Below are 16,849 nucleotides of genomic sequence, written 5' to 3'. Positions count from 1 at the left end.
TCTTCGTTATTATACTACCACCGCTGTACAAAGAGAACCAAACACGAAAAAATCCGATTTTCTGGAATTATTCACAACTATCGATAAATATCGATTTTTACCGTCAATTTTCTCATCTGAAATCGTATTTCCTAATTTGAAAAAGCCTTCAGAAAAGAAACTCGACGTTAATCTTCTATAATTCGCTGGTATCTGGTTTCAGAGGAATTATTCGAACTCTGCGTGAAAACACTTTCATGATAATCTTAGTTCAAAAGGAGGTGGGTCAAAATGCGTTTCACGGAAGGGCTGTGGAGATTGAGAGAGGGGGTACAGTTGTTCAGGCCAGAACAGGTGTACGAATACTCCTGCGATGGAAAAAGATTGATCCTTCGATCGCCGTTTCAGAGGGTGGAGCACCGGGGACAGACGCTTCAGGGTCCGGTCTTCGAGATCGAGATCTCCTCTCCGTTTGAAAACGTAATAAGAATTCGGTTCAGACATTTCAAGGGAGTACTCGAAAAGCCCCCGTACTACGAAATCTACCAGGACGAAAACTTCACACCGGATATCAAAGAAACAGAAGGAAGTTTTATCTTCACCTCAGGAAAGGCAAAAGCGATCATAAGGAAGAATCCCTTCGGTGTGGAATTCTTTTACGAAGATCGTTTCCTCACGAAATCGGATCTGGGATACGCCGTGGCACCAGAAGGGAGGTTCTGTCTTGAAAGACTCCACCTGAGTGTGGGAGAGATGATCTACGGTCTCGGAGAAAGGTTCTCACCTTTCGTCAAAAACGGTCAGAGAGTTGTCATGTGGAACGAGGACGCCGGAACGATCTCCGATATGACCTACAAGAACATCCCGTTCTATGTGAGCATCAGAAAATACGGTGTCTTTGTGAACGATCCTGGAAAGGTGGACTTCGAAATCGCAACAGAACATGTGGAAAAGGTGCAGTTCAGTGTGAAAGGAGAGACTCTGGACTATTTCATCATCGCCGGGAAAGATCTGAAAGAAGTTCTGGAACGCTACACACTTCTCACAGGACGACCAGAACTTCCTCCTGCCTGGAGTTTCGGACTCTGGCTCACCACATCCTTCACCACACAGTACGATGAGAGAACTGTGATGGAGTTCGTGGATGGCATGAGAGAGCGTGACATACCCCTTCATGTCTTTCACTTCGACTGCTTCTGGATGAAGGAGTTTCACTGGGTGGATCTTGAGTGGAACAGGGAGAACTTCCCCGACCCTGAAGGGTTGTTGAAACGTCTCAAAGAGAAGGGCCTGAAGGTGTGTGTCTGGATAAACCCCTATGTCTCTCAGTTTTCGAGTCTCTTTGACGAGGGAAAAGAAAAGGGTTATTTCCTGAAAAAACCAGACGGAGATGTCTGGCAGACGGACGACTGGCAACCAGGAATGGCGATCATCGATTTCACGAATCCGGAAGTCAGAAAGTGGTTCGCTTCAAAACTGGAAAGATTGATAGATATGGGAGTTGACTGTTTCAAGACGGACTTTGGAGAGAAGATTCCCACAGATGTGGTCTATTACGACGGATCCGATCCTGAGAAGATGCACAACTACTACACCTATCTGTACAACAAAGTGGTCTTCGAAACCATTGAGAGAAAACTCGGAAAGAGAAACGCTGTCGTCTTCGCAAGGTCTGCAACGGCAGGGAGTCAGAAATTCCCGGTCCACTGGGGAGGAGATTGTCTGGCTTCCTATGAGTCCATGGCGGAAACCTTGAGAGGAGGTCTTTCTCTGGCACTGTGCGGTTTCGGTTTCTGGAGTCACGACATCGGAGGATTCGAGGACATCACAACACCGGATCTGTACAAGAGATGGGTGGCATTCGGTCTTCTGTCATCTCACAGCAGGCTCCACGGAAATTCGATGTACAAGGTTCCCTGGAACTTCGATGAGGAAGCGGTGGAGGTGCTCAGATTTTTCACGAAACTGAAGTGCAAGCTCATGCCCTATATATTCGCCAGCGCAGTCGAAGTACATGAGAGGGGAATCCCTGTCATGAGACCCATGATTCTTGAGTTTCCAGACGATCCCACCTGTCTCTATCTGGACAGACAGTACATGCTGGGAGAATCACTCCTTGTCGCTCCGATCTTCAGCGAGACGGGAGAGGTGACCTACTACCTTCCAGAGGGAGTCTGGACTCACTTTCTCACCGGCGAGAGGGTAGAAGGAGGAAGATGGAGAACAGAAAAATACGACTACTTCGGACTCCCACTCTTTACAAGACCGAACTCCATAATTCCGACAGGGTCCGTCGATGACAGGCCGGATTACGATTACGCAGACGGTGTCACATTGAACGTTTTTGAAATTTCAAACAAAACAGCGCATGTTTACAACACACGGGGCGAGGTGGAATTGAGTGTGAAAGTAGAGAGAAAAGGAAACGAGATACACGTTGAGGTCCTGAAGGACTCCAGAAAACCATGGAAGCTGCTGTTCTGGAACGAAAGGCTTGAAGCTGTGGAAGGAGCTGAGACAAGAGAACTAGAAAAAGGAACAGAGGTGGTTCTCAGCTTCCAGAGAGCGATTTTAAAGACAAAATGAGGGCGCTTCTGCGCCCTCATTTCATAAGCACAAAATCGATACTGGCTATTTCACAGAAGGTTTTGATCTCCTCCACGTAGTCCCCGTAGACGCCGTGGATGTGGTTGGAGGAATATTTGGCCAGGAATTCGTCTATAGGTGTCTCCATCTTCAAAAACGCGTGCGGCCAGTTGTTCTGTATGCTGTCTGCTATCTCGTAGTTCTTCTCCTCCCCAAAGTCCACGAACTCTCCGGGAACGACCGTGAATCTGTACCTTCCATCTTCCCTCGTGAGTCTTCCAAGTGTCACTTTTCCGGGTGCTGCTATGTGTTTTACCGCTGCACCACCTGCAGGGAAGTAGAACGTCTGTGGATAGAACTCCACTTTCTTCATGTTCTCGTCTGGATTGAACGATCTGGCTGCAAAGTACGTTGCGTGGTTTCCTGAGTTGCACAGATCCAGTACATCGTACTCCTCCACGTAGTGTCTCACGTCCGCAAAGAGCACGGGTGTTTTCGCAATCAGCTTGAATATCTGCATCGTGAGTGCCCCATCGGAATCTGCCTCTGTTGCGCACACGATCGGTTCGTGCTCTCCTTCCCAGTCGTAGGGATCGTTCAGAAACGCCTCTGTCACATCCATCGTTACGAAGTGTTCTGTGAGTTCGAGCTGGCCTTTTATTCCCACAAAGTCCAGCTCCATCTCCTCCACGATCTCCCTCACCGCATGATAGCTCTTTATCTGGAGTTCAAGCTTTTCTGGTGTGAGGTACTTCCCATCGTAGTGAACCGCTTTCGCTTTCTCTTCGATCCAGAGTCTTCCTTTTCTTGCACGCTCGTCCGGTATCAGCTGGCTTCTTCGAACGATCTCGAACTGGTCTATGTGCTCCACATCGACACCGAAGATCTTGTTCCACAGATCCACGTTAGGAACGGCGGTGTACATACCCATCGATCTTCCACCGAACACACCGTATCTCTGACCCCTGAGTTTTTTGTATGTGCTTCCCGCTCTGATGAATGCCATCACTTTCCTGAGAACTTTCTCGTCTTTTATGCTGCCCCACATCCTGTAGTGCTTCGTTCCGTCCTGTTCCAGCGCTCCCGCCGCAGAGAGCATCGCAACCATACCAGGATACTGTGGGTTTATGTTGGAAAAAAGTAGAAACGGTCCCGGTGCGAATTTGCTCGCAAGAACCGTGAAGTGAGGAAACGCCCACACCGCGTAGTTAAAGATGGTAACTTCCGCTCCTTCTTCTGCGAGTCTTCTTGCTTCTCTCTTCGCTATTGAAGGCTTCCACACGATTTCTTTCGCCCTGATTACCTCCACTTCTCCTGTTTCTTCCAGAGTTTTTGCTATCTCATCTTCGAACTTTTTCACAATGCCCTCAAGTTCCCTGTGCACGTACTCTCTTCCATCGGAAAAGCTGATGAGTCCTACTCTGTACTTTTCCTTCATTCTTCCACCGCCTCCAGCACGAGTGTTATACTGTCTATTTCAAGAATCTTTTTGGGTACTATAATTTCCAGGTTCTTCCCCACATTTTTGAAACTCAATCTCTCCCCCGTCAGGAAATGTTTCACTGTTCCTGCTGATAGATTGAGATCCTCAATTACAATTTTTTCTCCGACTGGGATGCCAAAAAAGATGGCAAAGATTCTGTTACATTTTCTGGTGAACCTGATCTCTGTTCCGTCCTCAGTCTTCGCACAGCACCTTTCCCAGACAGAAGTACCGTAGATGGCATCTCCGTACTTTCTCAGCCATTCACCAAGACCTAGAAGCCTTTCTTTTTGCAGATCCGGAATCGTTCCGTCACCCTTTGGCCCAACGTTCAAAAGGAGATTTCCTCCCTTGCTCACAACGTCCACGAGCGTGTAAATGAGCTGTTCAACAGAGAGCATGTGTTCCGGCCCTTCGTTTCGGTTGTATCCGAAGGAGAGTCCTATTCCCCTTGTGAACTCCCATTTGTAGCCCGGCAGATCCCCCGGATAGTTCACGTGGTACTCAGCCGTTTTGAAATCCCAGTGCGGCACTCCCCACCTGTCGTTCACAGCACCCTCTGAATGTTTGTTGTAGTAGTAAGTGAAGAGATACTTCAGGTCTTCCTTTCCTTTCTCCGGCCAGCCCATGTCGTTCCAAAGAACGTCGGGAAGGTACAGATCCACAAGTTCCATGACCTGTTTGTAGGCATAATCTGCGTATTCGTAGGTATTCGGCCTGATGTAAGAGAAATCCTCAGAGTATCTTATCGGCTCGGTCGTGAAGCGCCAGTCCAGACCACCTGAATAGTACACTCCAAATCTCAATCCTGCTTCTCTTACGGCTTTTGCAAGATCTCCTATGAGATCTCTCTTCGGTCCTCTCTTCACGGAGTTGAAATCTGTGTATTTCGTCCCCCACAGACAGAATCCATCGTGATGTTTCGTTGTCGGAATCACGTACTTCGCTCCTGCTTTTTTGAAGAGATCTGCCCACTCATGTGGATCCCACTTCTCTGCGGTGAAAAGATCTGCAAACTTCTCGTACTCGAAATCTTCCCCGTAGGTCTTCACGTGGTATTCCCAGGTGGGACTTTCTTTGATCCGAAGGGAATTTTCGTACCACTCCGCGTATGGATTCTGGAAAAACCACACATCCATCGGCACTTTACCGAGTTCACCGGTGGGCGTCGCCCATCCCGGAACAGAGTAAATTCCCCAATGGATAAAGATCCCAAATTTTGCTTCGTCGAACCATTTCGGTACTGTGTGTTCCCTCAGAGATTCCCATGTGGGTTTGTAACGATGACTCACTGTGCATCCCCCTTCTACAAATTAAACTTCTGGATAACTTCCTCATAGCTCAAGTCATCGTGTATGATGTATTTCAGGGCTGTCAGGACTTCTTCCATGTTTTCTCTCTGCCATAAGTTTCTTCCAAATATCACTCCTTTTGCACCTGACCTCATCGATTCCTGAACCACCTTCAGGATCTGTCTTGGATCGTCTGACTTTGGACCCCCGAGCACAAAAACGGGAACACGAAGCCTATGAATTATCCGAGAGAGACGACTTTCCCCCAAGAATTGAATCTTCAAAATGTCCGCTCCTATCTCCACGGCTATTCTCGCAGCAGATTCTATGAGATCAAGATCGTTCCCCTCTGAAACATTCTCCCCCCACAAAACCGGTTCGACTACCAGTGGCATATCCCAATGCTCACATTCTTCAACGGCCTTTGATATCACTTGAACTACTTCGGCTTGTGCACTCTTTTCTAATCCCCATGGAAATAGAATCTTCACGGCATCCACTGCCATTTTCACTGCCTGTTCTATGGAGTATATCAGCTTATGGGCGAATACTTTTTCGAATCCTCCCGGAACAGTTGAACCCATTGGAAGATCTATTGTTAGAATCCGAGCAGGGGCGCTTTTCCCTCTGAACAACTGATCTGTCAATCTCGCCACGCCAGGACTCAAAAGAACCCCATCCACACCACAGGGTATCGCTCTCTCTAAAGTTTCCACAGGATCCTCCAGTCCCTCTACGTTTCCAAACATCAAACCATGATCTAAAGCGATAATAAGAGACCTACCAGATTTCGGATTCAAAAACCTTGAAAATCTCACCGCCTTTCCACCATGCATCCAACTCACTCCTTTTCTAGAATCCATAAATTTTGTTTCTGAGTTTTAAATACTCAAGATATTTCCTTTGAAAGTAATCGCTCTCACCCGGGTAGAAATATTCATATTCAAAGTTTTGAGAAATTCTTTTGAAAAACTCTTCCCAATTCTTTTGGCCTGTTTTTGCGATTTTGGCTATCATAGCAGCACCAAGAGCGACGCTCTCGTGAACAGAGAAGACTTTCACGGCTCTGCCGAAAACACTTGCTTTTACCTTTAACCACTCTCTTAGCTGACTACCACCACCCGTTGCCACAACCTCATAGTTTTTCAATCCCAGTTTCTCGAATTCGCTAAGACAACCTCTCATTTCGAAAGCGATCGATTCAAGAACAGCAGAGATGATAACATCTCGATCATCCGTGTCTTTTAAGTTGAGGAACGCTCCTCCGATCTCTTCCCTGTCGAACGTACCACGGAGGTAGGGGAAGAAAAAGGCTGTGTTCTTTTGGTATTTAAACATCCTGAAAACGGAGTAATCTTCCTTGAGAATTTTGTTGAGGAGCCAGTCGATACAGAATCCACCCGTGGGAAGACCTGTGAGAAGATAGTACTTACCAGGGATACAGTGGAAACCAGCTTGGAACACCTTTGGAGCCTTCTTCAGGTACCCCTCCAAAGTTTCTCTACCGACCGTCCAGAGCATAGCCTCTGTCGTGCCAGAAGAATCCATCAACTTGGTTTCATCGTGAACACCAACGGCATAGGAAGCTGTTATATGGTCCTGACCAGCTGTTGTTACAATCACATCCTCAGGAAAACCGATTTCTTTGGAAATTTCTTCCCCTATCTTTCCTCGTGGAACTCCACTATCTACAACTTCGGGAAGGTGTTCTTTTGGAATGCCAGATGTTTCCACTAATTCATCGTCCCATTCTCCCGTGAGTATGTTCATCAACAACGTTCTTGAGGAGTGTGCCCTGTCCATCACGACGTTTCCTGTCAACAAAAAGGCAATCAAACTTGTCACATCGAGCCATTTGTAAACTCTTTGACTCAGTTCTTCATTTCTTTTGTAGAACCTCTTCATTTTGAACACAGAGTATATCCACGAAGGCCATAACCCTGTTTTTTTGAATATCACAATCGGTGGAACTCTTTCCAGAAACTCTCTGTATTCCCTCAGAACACTTTTGTTGTACCACATCATTCCGTCCTGAAGTACTTCTCCATCTTTCGATATTGGAAACACCGTTTCTCCGAGTGAAGAAATTCCAATAGCTCCTATCTTCTTTTTTACCTCCTCTGGAATTTCTTTGAGAGATCTCAATATCTCTTCAAAAAGCTTTTTTGATGACAGAAAATCGCCCTCTTCACTGGAAATCACCGGCGTTTTGAATTTTTCCAAAAACACCACTTTGAAATAATCATTGAACACCAGAACTTTCGTGTTGGTTGTCCCCACATCTATACCGCAATACACAAACGATCCCTCACCTTACTGAGAAAAAATTCCCTTCATCAATGCCTTTTTGTGAGACGACAGGTATTCTTTCACCCCTTCAAGATCCAGACGATCGGTGACAAGTTTTTCGAAGGGAAACTCTCCAGATTCTATGATCTTCACCGCTTCTTTCATTGTAAAAGGATTCAGGTAAGACCCGAGCAGTTTCATCTCCTTTCGATAGATCTCGAACGGTGAGATCTCAACCGTCTTGTCTTTGGAGATGACGCTGAACTGAAGGAGGGTTCCACCTTTTCCTGTGTGCTCAAAGCAAGCTTTGAACCCTCCCACCGTACCAGAGCACTCGACAGTGAGATCGTACTCACCTTTCGGTTCATCCACTTTCAATCCAAAATTTTGTACAACGTATTCCGCGCGTTTCTCGTCCTTCTCCGCAAGGACTATCTCTGCACCCGGAAAAATTTTCTTGAAGATCAAACCAAAAATCACACCTATACTACCTGCTCCGACTACGAGGATTCTGTCGTGGAATCCGTGTTTCACCATCTTAACTCCTTCGAGAATACAGGAAAGCGGTTCTGCGAAAACGGCTCTTTCTGCGGGTACATTTCTCACAGGATAAACCTGTGAGTTCTCCACGAGCACGTATTCTGCAAATCCTCCTGGTTCTGTCACACCTGTTGCTCGAAGGTTCTCACAGAACTGAGGCATACCTTTTCTACAGTAGTCACACTTTCCACAGGATCTGTTGGGATCGATCACAACCATCTGCCCCTTTTTGAAAACACCCGATCTTTCAACGGCGCCGACGATCTCATGCCCTGGAACAACTGGATAGTTGGCGTTGGTGCCTCCAGAGAATATCTTGTAGTCGGTTCCACAAATACCGCACGCGAGTACTTTCACGAGGGTCTGATCTTCACCAGGAACGGGTATCTCTTTTTCCACAACACTTACAGTACCGGGTTTTTCTATCAAAAGTACTTTCATATTCTAACCTCCTCACCAGACGGTGTAACCTCCATCAATCACAAGATCGTGCCCTGTCATGTAATCCGAAGCAGGACTTGCAAGGAAGATGGCAGCTCCTATCAGATCGTCCACCTCTCCCAGTCTTCCAAGAGGGATCATGTCGAGCCAGAGGGGAACAAGATCTTTCACGTTTGGAGATTCTATAAGAGGTGTTCTGATGTACCCGGGGCTTATGCTGTTCACTCTGATTCCGTATGGGGCCCACTCGGCGGCCAGGGATCTGGTGAGGTGAATCACACCCGCTTTTGAAGCGTTGTAAGCTGTCTGTTTCTGAGGTTTGTTCACGATGTGGCCAGACATGGACGCGATGTTTATGATCTTTCCGTATTTTCTTTCCTTCATGGCGTGAAACTCTGCCTTTGCGGAAAGAAACACCCCAACCAAATTCACATCTATGACCTTTTTCCATTTCTCAACCGGATAATTCTCCGCTTCGCACCAGTCTCCTATTCCCGCGTTGTTGACTCCTATGTCGAGTCTTCCCCACCTGTCCAGCGCCTTCTTGACTGCTCCAAAACAATCCTCTTCTTTTGTCACATCTCCAACATAGAAATCTGCTTCGCCACCTTTTTCTTTTATCTCTTCGACCGCTCTTCTGGCTGTTTCTTCGTTTATGTCCATGATTAAAGCAGCTGCACCCGCCGCTGCCAGCGCCTGAGCGATCGCCTTCCCGATGCCCTGTCCTCCACCAGTCACCAGAGCAACCTTTTCCTCTAAAGAAAAGAGTCTTTCAAGAATTGGCATACCATAATCCCCCCTATACGGAATTATCGAAGCTTCGTGACAATAAATATTCCTACTATAATAGAAAGAACAGTAGCTATGTAGATGGGTAAAAGGCTCTCGAGAAACCTCATCCATAGAAGATGTATGGCTACAAAAATTACAACAGATATAAAAATCCGGTCGAACAGATTGTACCTTGTACTCATAATTTCTCCCCCTCTTGAACAACTTATTCCTTAACAGCACCGAATGTCATTCCAGCAACTATATACTTCTGAACAAGGAAAAGGAAAACAAAAGCGGGAATCATAGTAACAATTGTCATAGCAGCCATTTCACCCCAGTTTGTTCCTGTAACGGTTACGAATTCTGCCAATCCTGTTGGCATTGTTCGAGCTCTGAAATTAGTCAAAGTCGATGCAAATAGATATTCATTCCACGAAAACAACCAAGTTAAGACTGCTGCTGCCATTATACCTGGCCGTGCTACCGGGAATATAATCTTCCATATTAATTGCCATAAATTTGCACCATCTACTAATGCTGCTTCGTCAATTTCTTTTGGAATACCATCTATTGTTCCTTTGAGTAACCATATAGCAAATGGTAGGTTAAAGACACAGTAAACCAGAATCAGAGCAAAATGTGTGTCATAGAAAAACGGAAGCACTTTTGCAAACAGGAGGTAAATAGGAAGAGTAAAAGCAGCGGGTGGTGCCATTCTATTTGTTAGTGTCCAGAAGAAAATATTATTGGATCCACGCAATCGGAACCGCGACAGGGAAAAAGTAGCCAAAAAAGCTAGAAATATTACAAGGAGGGTATTTCCTGTTGCGACTATTACAGAATTGAAGAGGAATTTTCCGTATATATCCCTAAAAAGAGGACGGATATAATTTTCCCAATAAAAAGAATTCAAAATAAGATCTGTTCTTGTAAACACTTCTAGCCTCGTTCTCAGGGAGACTAACAAAGTCCAGTAGATCGGGAAAATAGTGATAATGGAAAGAAAAATCCAAAGAACATACCATAATGCTTTGAAAACAGTTTTTTTCCTTATAGCCATCCTTTATCCCTCCTCGCGTCTGGTAACTACTTGGAGGAATAGCCAGCTTAGAACTATGGTCAAATAAAGCAGAAAAACAGAGATAGCAGATCCATAACCGTAGTCTGTTCTGGAAAACACCATTCTCCAAACATGTATACCAGTAAACCTTGTGGCTGTTCCAGGCCCTCCTCCTGTAAGCATCCACACCTCATCTACTATTCTTAGGGCATCCATCAAACGAATGAAGACAACAGTTAAGCTCACTGGTTTTAACAAAGGTAAAGTAACATGCCAAAAGGTTTGCCATCTGTTTGCCCCATCTATCTGAGCCTGCTCAAAAGGAGAACGTGGCAAAGCTGATAATCCTGCAAGGAACGAAAGAGTAACAAAGGGTGTCCAGTGCCAAACGTCCATAAGCACAACCGTCCAAAAGGCCTGAGTGGAGCTTCTTCCTATGTTGTACACAATCCCTATTTTTTCTAAATATCTGTAAATTATTCCAAGACCAGGATTTGTCATCAATTTCCACATGGCACCTATGGCAATCGGTGGCATCGCAAGAGGCAAAGTATGAATCAATCTGAAAGCATTTCTAAATCTATAAGGTTTCATCAATGAAATAGCAAGCATCAAACCCAAGAAGGTCTCAAGAGGGACGACTATTCCAGCGAACAACAAATTCTTACCCAAAGATGACAAGAAAGCTTCGTCGAATACCAATTTTCTAAAATTGTCGGCTCCTATCCAGATGGGTTTACCCGTGGCACTGAAGATGTTCCATCTGTAAAAAGAAAGGAACAGTGCATATATGAAGGGAACAACTCCTACAAAAAGAAGGATTACAATGGTGGGGGCCAGCAGCCCCCAACCTTTGCGTTCTTCCGATATTTTCATTTTTCAATCCCTCCACGCTTTGTTTTCAATATCCTAGTTCTGCAAGTGTTTCATCGATCTTTTTAGCTAGTTCGTCCAGAGCTTCATCAGGTGATATTTCCCCTCTCAGAGCTCTTGCAATGTACGGATATCCCATATCAACAATTATGGAGTGGAATGGGAATGGAGGAGCACCTGCAAACAACTTACCGTATTTTTCCATGAAGGAGAAATAATAGCTGAATTTAGGATCAGCCTTTTTAAGCTCTGGATCTTCAAACGTACTTTTTCTTACTACCCTCCCAGTTGCTAGAGCAAATGGGACTTGATTTTCCTTTGCGGTAACCCACTGAATGAACAGTAAGGCAGCTTCTTTGTGCTTAGAAGTTTTTGGTATTCCAAATGCACCTCCATCATAGTAACCAATGTAACCTCTTCCTTTAATGGCATCTTCCTTTACCTCAGGATAAGCAGGCGGGAGCGCTACTCCAATTTTCCCAACCACTTTAGAACGCGCTTCATCAGTAGCTATCCAACAAACATTCTCTCCGTATACAAATCCTTGAGCAGCTCGACCAGCAGCCATTGTAGCTGCCACTTCATCCCATGTACTCTGCAATGCTTCAGGCGGTGCATATTTCACTAACTCCACCCACCATCTTAAAGCTTTCTTTGCTTTTTCACCATTGAGCTGTCCTCCATTTTCAACGGAGGCTCGATAGTTATTCAAGTTAATACCCCAATTATAGACACCAAACATAGGAAGTATAGTCTCTACAAATTCATAGAAACAAGATGGATGAGAAGCTCCCTGCACAGTTGTACCCCAAAGCTCCAAATTATGTTTTTGAGCATATTCAGTGAAAAATTTCGCTATTTCCAGATATTCTTCAGGAGTTTTTGCAGGTTCCAATTCCTTGCCGTATTTTTCCTTATATTCTTTCCTTACGTTAGGATCATCAAAAAGATCTTTTCGATAAACATATGGTTTTACAAAAGCTTCAAATGGCAAACCAAAAAGATGACCTGTTTTAGGATCTTTGAAATAGTTTATAAAGTTGGTGAAATCTTCAAGATCAAGTTCTAGGTGAACGAGGTTCGATTTCTCTTTCATAAAAGCAGTTAGATCAGTCAAAAAACCTCGGTGTAGATACGAATATATGATGTCTTGTTCAACGTAAACAAAATCATAAACACCCGTTCCCATTTCCATATCTTTTATAGACTTATCGTACATCTGATCCCAAGATGTTGTTTCAAGAATGACTTTAATACCTGTTTCCTTTTCAAACAACGGTGCTAAAACTTCCTTAATGTACTTAGAAGGAGGGGTACTTTCGCTAATCCCTCTTATGGTTATTCCTTTGTACGGCTTTGCTGCTTCTGCCCACCACGAATTTTGGGAAAAACTAAGAATGGCCACTACCAATAACGCACTTAAAACAACCTTCGTAACAAACTTCTTCATACAAAACACCTCCTCTATGAAATATCGATCTTTCTCACCGATTATTCGTTAACAACCATAACTTTGACCACATTTGATCTATGATTTATAGCATATTCAAAGGCTCCTGCTAAATTATCCAAATTAAAATATTTGGAAATCAAAGATTTTAACACAAATTTTCCTTCAGAAATCAATTTTATGGCTCTGGGATAGGTGTTTGCATACCTGAAAACTGTCTCTATCCTAGCTTCTTTGGCAATCAACTCATTGACATTCAGGGGAACAGTGTTTGAAGGAGGTAAACCTACTAAAATTCCCGTTCCTCCTCTCGAAAGAAGATAAGGCACTTCAGAAACAGTTGTTTCACTGCCGGCTGTTTCAAAAACAACATCAAAACTGTTATGAAAAGCCTCATAATCTTCTCTTTTTTCCACTATTGCTACTCTTTTCGCCCCTAAATTCTTCGCAATTTCCAATTTCGAAGGAAAGATATCAAAAACTGTTACATCTGTTACTCCCACCGCTTTTAAACTTTGAAACACCATAATTCCGATGGTTCCTGAACCAAGTATTGCAACTTTGTGTTCGGGTTTGACTCCCGATCGTTCGACTGCCCACAATCCCACCGATAGAGGCTCTATCATTGCTCCCTCTTCATATGAGACGTTTTCTGGAAGTTTAAAGCAAAAATCTGCTGGATGTGTCACGTATTCTCTGAAAGCACCATCAATAGGAGGAGTTGCCCAAAATTTTACATCTGGGCACAGATTGTATCTTCCTGATTTGCAGTATTTACATTTTCTACAAGGTACTTGAGGTTCGATAGCGACTCTGTCACCCAGTTTCAAATCTTCTACTCCCTCTCCTACTTCCACAACTTCACCTGCTGCTTCATGTCCAAGAATAATAGGTTTTTCAACTACGAAATTTCCTATTCTCCCATGCTGGTAGTAATGAATATCGGAACCGCATATCCCTACTGCTTTAATCCTTATTAACACTTCGCCAGGGCCAGGAGAGGGAATTTCAATCTCTCTCATTTCAAATTCTTTAGGTCTCACCAGATAAACTGCTTTCATGTTATCACTCCTTCTGTAACCTTCATCATTTTTTGGTAACTCAAACGTTTGCTTTCACCGTTATTTTACATAGAGATTTGTTCAAATGTCAAGGGCCAAAATTCCCTATTTTTCATACTCATTAACCATTATCCTTGATTATTTTGAATTACTGCCCATTTTCTTTCTTTTTCTCATGCTTTTGATTACATATTGCCACGTAATAAGACATAATGCTAAAATAAAAAGCGAAAAACAGAAAATAAGATTTGGAGGTGATAATTTGAAAGGAATTTCTTTAAAAGATATTGCTCAACGATTGAACGTTTCTGTTTCAACGGTTTCTCGCGCTTTAAACGGAAAGCCTGGCGTCAGCAAACGTTTGCGTGAAAAAATTATAAAACTCGCCGAAGAACTAGGATACACACCCAATCCATTGGCAATCGGTTTGAAGAGCGGTACAACAAAATTGGTAGGAATTCTTGTTCCTGAGTTAAAGGGTGATTTTTTTGCTCTAATAGTTGAAAGTGTAGAAAGAGCATTGTACCATCTTGGGTATCGATTGTTGCTTTGCCCCACCGAAGACGATCCAAAAAAGGAGGAAGAACATCTCAAGATTTTGGTAAATCAAAAAGTCGAAGGAATACTCTCAGCACCTGCGAATTTTAAGGAAAACAAAGAGCTTTACGAGGTAATAATAAACGAATATAAAATCCCTGTTGTATTTTTTGACAGATTGGTTGAAGGAATAGAGACAGATTATGTTATATCTGACAATTCAGAGGGAATGAAGCTATTGATGGACTATTTGATTTCGCGGGGTCATAAAAAAATAGGATTCATTCATCCATTGCGAGGTATCTACACTTCTGAAATTCGTTTGAAAACTTTCCTTGAGTACAAAGACAAAATAGTCTTCAAAGAAGAATGGTTAATTGATGGAAAATCTTCAGAAGAAGATGCAAGGGAAGCTTTCCTCAACCTCATGCGTTCAAAAGAAAGGCCAACAGCAGTGATAATAGGTAGCTATCATATGACCCTTGGTTGTTTGAGAGCTGCAAAAGAAATGGCTTTGAAAATACCAGAAGATGTTTCAATAGTGAGCTTCGATGATGCACCATGGAATGAAATATTTGAACCCCCCATCACCTGTGTTTCACAAGATCCCAGAGAGATAGGATTAATTGCTGCTACCATTCTATTGAATAAACTAAAAAATAAAAAGCATAACAACACCAAAATGCAAATTGTTTTAAAAGTGAAATTCTTAAAAAGACTTTCTGTATCGACAATAAAGTGAGGGAGGTACTATCATGGCTACCATCCTCTGTACCGGCGAAATCCTCATCGATTTCATCTCCGAGGACAAAGGAAAGAACCTTTCACAGAGTGAGCTCTTCAGAAAAAAAGCGGGAGGTTCTCCTCTGAACGTCGCCGTTGCCCTCAGAAGACTGGGAAGAGAAGTTTCCTTTCTCGGAAAACTTGGAGGAGACCAGTTCTCCGAGTTCCTACTTGAGGTGATGAAAAAAGAAGGCATAGACACAACACACATCATCTTCGATTCTTCTTGTAAGACTACCCTCGCTTTTGTGGCAAGAGACGCTCAGGGAAATCCGGATTTCGTCTTCTTCAGAGAAAAACCAGCCGATACGAATCTGAGACCGGAAGAAGTGAACATCAACCCCGCACAATTTTCTTTCCTTCACATCGGATCATATTCTCTTGCCGTTGAACCATCGAGAAGCGCCTATTTGAAAGTGATGGAAACGTTTTTGGAAGAAGGGAAGCCCGTCTCTTACGATCCGAACGTGAGACCCTCACTGATAGAAGACAGAAACACCTTCGTGAAGGACTTTCTCGAGATCTCTTCGAAGGTAGATATTGTGAAACTCAGCGACAAGGATCTGGAATACATCTTCCAGGAAGATCTGGAAACTTCCGTTGAGAAGATTCCGATAAGAGAAGATGCAGTGCTCTTTGTAACAATGGGAGAGAAGGGATGTCTTGTGAAGTACAGAGGTAAAGTGCGTATGGTACCTGCTTTCAAGGTAGAACCAGTCGACGCAACGGGATGTGGAGATTCCTTCACGGCTGCTTTGATACACAAATACCTGGAGAAAAAACCAGAAACGATTGAAGATGCCGTTGAGATGGGAAGGTTCGCAAACGCCGTTGCGGCCATCGTCATCACGAGGGTAGGTGGGGTGGATGCGATGCCCACGTTAGATGAAGTCGAAACCTTTCTATCGAACCAGAAACGTTGAGTTGATACTTCATTAACCAAAAACCAACCGAAATTTCTAAAAATCCCCAGTTGGCTCTTAAAGAAGATGAGAGAAAATAGCCTTTGGGAGGTGGAAAGATGAAGATCTTTCTGGACACGGCAAATCTAGAGGAGATCAAAAAAGGTGTCGAATGGGGAATCGTCGATGGAGTCACAACGAATCCCACACTGATCTCAAAAGAAGGAGCCGAGTTCAAGCAAAGGGTGAAAGAGATCTGTGATCTGGTGAAGGGACCCGTCTCCGCAGAGGTTGTTTCACTTGATTACAAGGGTATGGTGAAAGAAGCAAGAGAACTTGCCCAGCTCAGCGAATACGTGGTGATCAAGATACCCATGACACCCGATGGAATCAGAGCGGTGAAGACACTCTCTGCCGAAGGGATTAAGACGAACGTGACTCTGGTGTTCAGCCCGGCACAGGCCATCCTCGCCGCCAAAGCGGGCGCAACCTACGTGAGCCCCTTCATCGGAAGGATGGACGACCTCTCAAACGATGGAATGAGAATGCTCGCCGAAATAGTCGAGATCTACGACAACTACGGATTCGAGACGGAGATCATCGCTGCAAGCATCAGACATCCGATGCACGTGGTGGAGGCAGCCCTCATGGGTGTGGACATCGTGACAATACCATTTGCCGTGCTGGAGAGACTCTTCAAACACCCAATGACGGATCTTGGAATAGAAAGGTTCATGGAAGACTGGAAAAAGTATTTGGAGAACCTGAAGAAATAAAGAGCCCGCCACCCGGCGGGCTT

At 44.2% G+C, this 16,849-nt stretch carries 14 protein-coding genes; 4 read left to right on the top strand and 10 right to left on the bottom strand.

The features are described 5' to 3' along the window. Nucleotides 1–270: 270 nt before the first annotated feature. Nucleotides 271–2,565: an alpha-xylosidase gene (yicI, locus tag AS158_RS07990; RefSeq protein ID WP_165304823.1), complete on the top strand. Its 2,295-nt coding sequence runs from the start codon at nt 271–273 to the stop codon at nt 2,563–2,565. A gap of 16 nt (nt 2,566–2,581) precedes the next feature. Here yicI and AS158_RS07985 read toward each other — a convergent pair whose 3' ends face one another. The 10 genes from AS158_RS07985 to AS158_RS07940 all read right to left on the bottom strand — a co-directional run bounded on the left by AS158_RS07985 (nt 2,582) and on the right by AS158_RS07940 (nt 13,828). Then, the gene (locus AS158_RS07985) at nt 2,582–4,003 is read right to left on the bottom strand and encodes an L-fucose/L-arabinose isomerase family protein (RefSeq protein WP_165304822.1); all 1,422 of its coding nucleotides are present in this window, start codon (nt 4,001–4,003) and stop codon (nt 2,582–2,584) included. Further along, nucleotides 4,000–5,340 (bottom strand): alpha-L-fucosidase, encoded by a 1,341-nt coding sequence (locus AS158_RS07980; protein WP_008193678.1) that lies wholly within the window; start codon nt 5,338–5,340, stop codon nt 4,000–4,002. Before AS158_RS07980 ends, AS158_RS07985 begins: the two co-directional genes overlap by 4 nt. A 14-nt stretch (nt 5,341–5,354) precedes the next feature. Then, complete coding sequence (locus AS158_RS07975; protein ID WP_008193680.1) at nt 5,355–6,176, bottom strand: fructose-bisphosphate aldolase; 822 nt, start codon at nt 6,174–6,176, stop codon at nt 5,355–5,357. Nucleotides 6,177–6,192: 16 nt separating this feature from the next. Further along, nucleotides 6,193–7,638 (bottom strand): FGGY-family carbohydrate kinase, encoded by a 1,446-nt coding sequence (locus tag AS158_RS07970; protein WP_165304821.1) that lies wholly within the window; start codon nt 7,636–7,638, stop codon nt 6,193–6,195. A 15-nt stretch (nt 7,639–7,653) separates the two neighbouring features. Next, complete coding sequence (locus AS158_RS07965; protein ID WP_165304820.1) at nt 7,654–8,610, bottom strand: mannitol dehydrogenase; 957 nt, start codon at nt 8,608–8,610, stop codon at nt 7,654–7,656. Nucleotides 8,611–8,622: 12 nt separating this feature from the next. Then, nucleotides 8,623–9,396, bottom strand: a complete 774-nt coding sequence (locus AS158_RS07960; RefSeq protein WP_165304819.1) for a glucose 1-dehydrogenase — start codon at nt 9,394–9,396, stop codon at nt 8,623–8,625. 211 nt (nt 9,397–9,607) lie between these two features. After that, entirely contained in the window at nt 9,608–10,444 is an 837-nt protein-coding gene (locus AS158_RS07955; RefSeq protein ID WP_008193689.1) for a carbohydrate ABC transporter permease, read from the bottom strand. A 3-nt stretch (nt 10,445–10,447) separates the two neighbouring features. Next, entirely contained in the window at nt 10,448–11,320 is an 873-nt protein-coding gene (locus AS158_RS07950; protein ID WP_008193691.1) for a sugar ABC transporter permease, read from the bottom strand. A gap of 25 nt (nt 11,321–11,345) precedes the next feature. After that, nucleotides 11,346–12,767 (bottom strand): extracellular solute-binding protein, encoded by a 1,422-nt coding sequence (locus AS158_RS07945; protein ID WP_008193694.1) that lies wholly within the window; start codon nt 12,765–12,767, stop codon nt 11,346–11,348. Between the two features lie 41 nt (nt 12,768–12,808). Beyond that, nucleotides 12,809–13,828, bottom strand: a complete 1,020-nt coding sequence (locus AS158_RS07940; RefSeq protein ID WP_008193698.1) for an NAD(P)-dependent alcohol dehydrogenase — start codon at nt 13,826–13,828, stop codon at nt 12,809–12,811. An 85-nt stretch (nt 13,829–13,913) separates the two neighbouring features. Between AS158_RS07940 and AS158_RS07935 the strand changes: the two genes are divergently transcribed. The 3 genes from AS158_RS07935 to fsa all read left to right on the top strand — a co-directional run bounded on the left by AS158_RS07935 (nt 13,914) and on the right by fsa (nt 16,826). Then, nucleotides 13,914–15,107 (top strand): LacI family DNA-binding transcriptional regulator, encoded by a 1,194-nt coding sequence (locus AS158_RS07935; protein ID WP_008193701.1) that lies wholly within the window; start codon nt 13,914–13,916, stop codon nt 15,105–15,107. Nucleotides 15,108–15,120: 13 nt separating this feature from the next. Beyond that, entirely contained in the window at nt 15,121–16,071 is a 951-nt protein-coding gene (locus tag AS158_RS07930) for a carbohydrate kinase (RefSeq protein ID WP_008193704.1), read from the top strand. 98 nt (nt 16,072–16,169) lie between these two features. After that, nucleotides 16,170–16,826, top strand: coding sequence for a fructose-6-phosphate aldolase (gene fsa, locus AS158_RS07925; RefSeq protein WP_008193708.1), 657 nt, complete (start codon nt 16,170–16,172; stop codon nt 16,824–16,826). Nucleotides 16,827–16,849 lie beyond the last annotated feature (23 nt).

The sequence above is a fragment of the Thermotoga sp. 38H-to genome (assembly GCF_011057665.1).
Classification (GTDB): domain Bacteria; phylum Thermotogota; class Thermotogae; order Thermotogales; family Thermotogaceae; genus Thermotoga.
The sequence above is the reverse complement of the archived record's forward strand: the minus strand, read 5'-3'. Positions and strand labels throughout refer to the sequence as shown.

Bases quoted from the DNA above. Each gene is read 5' to 3' on its own strand.
- yicI (WP_165304823.1), top strand. From the start codon at position 271: ATGCGTTTCACGGAAGGGCTGTGGAGATTGAGAGAGGGGGTACAGTTG.
- AS158_RS07985 (WP_165304822.1), bottom strand. From the start codon at position 4,003: ATGAAGGAAAAGTACAGAGTAGGACTCATCAGCTTTTCCGATGGAAGA.
- AS158_RS07975 (WP_008193680.1), bottom strand. From the start codon at position 6,176: ATGCATGGTGGAAAGGCGGTGAGATTTTCAAGGTTTTTGAATCCGAAA.
- AS158_RS07965 (WP_165304820.1), bottom strand. From the start codon at position 8,610: ATGAAAGTACTTTTGATAGAAAAACCCGGTACTGTAAGTGTTGTGGAA.
- AS158_RS07960 (WP_165304819.1), bottom strand. From the start codon at position 9,396: ATGCCAATTCTTGAAAGACTCTTTTCTTTAGAGGAAAAGGTTGCTCTG.
- AS158_RS07955 (WP_008193689.1), bottom strand. From the start codon at position 10,444: ATGGCTATAAGGAAAAAAACTGTTTTCAAAGCATTATGGTATGTTCTT.
- AS158_RS07950 (WP_008193691.1), bottom strand. From the start codon at position 11,320: ATGAAAATATCGGAAGAACGCAAAGGTTGGGGGCTGCTGGCCCCCACC.
- AS158_RS07945 (WP_008193694.1), bottom strand. From the start codon at position 12,767: ATGAAGAAGTTTGTTACGAAGGTTGTTTTAAGTGCGTTATTGGTAGTG.
- AS158_RS07940 (WP_008193698.1), bottom strand. From the start codon at position 13,828: ATGAAAGCAGTTTATCTGGTGAGACCTAAAGAATTTGAAATGAGAGAG.
- AS158_RS07935 (WP_008193701.1), top strand. From the start codon at position 13,914: ATGTCAAGGGCCAAAATTCCCTATTTTTCATACTCATTAACCATTATC.
- AS158_RS07930 (WP_008193704.1), top strand. From the start codon at position 15,121: ATGGCTACCATCCTCTGTACCGGCGAAATCCTCATCGATTTCATCTCC.
- fsa (WP_008193708.1), top strand. From the start codon at position 16,170: ATGAAGATCTTTCTGGACACGGCAAATCTAGAGGAGATCAAAAAAGGT.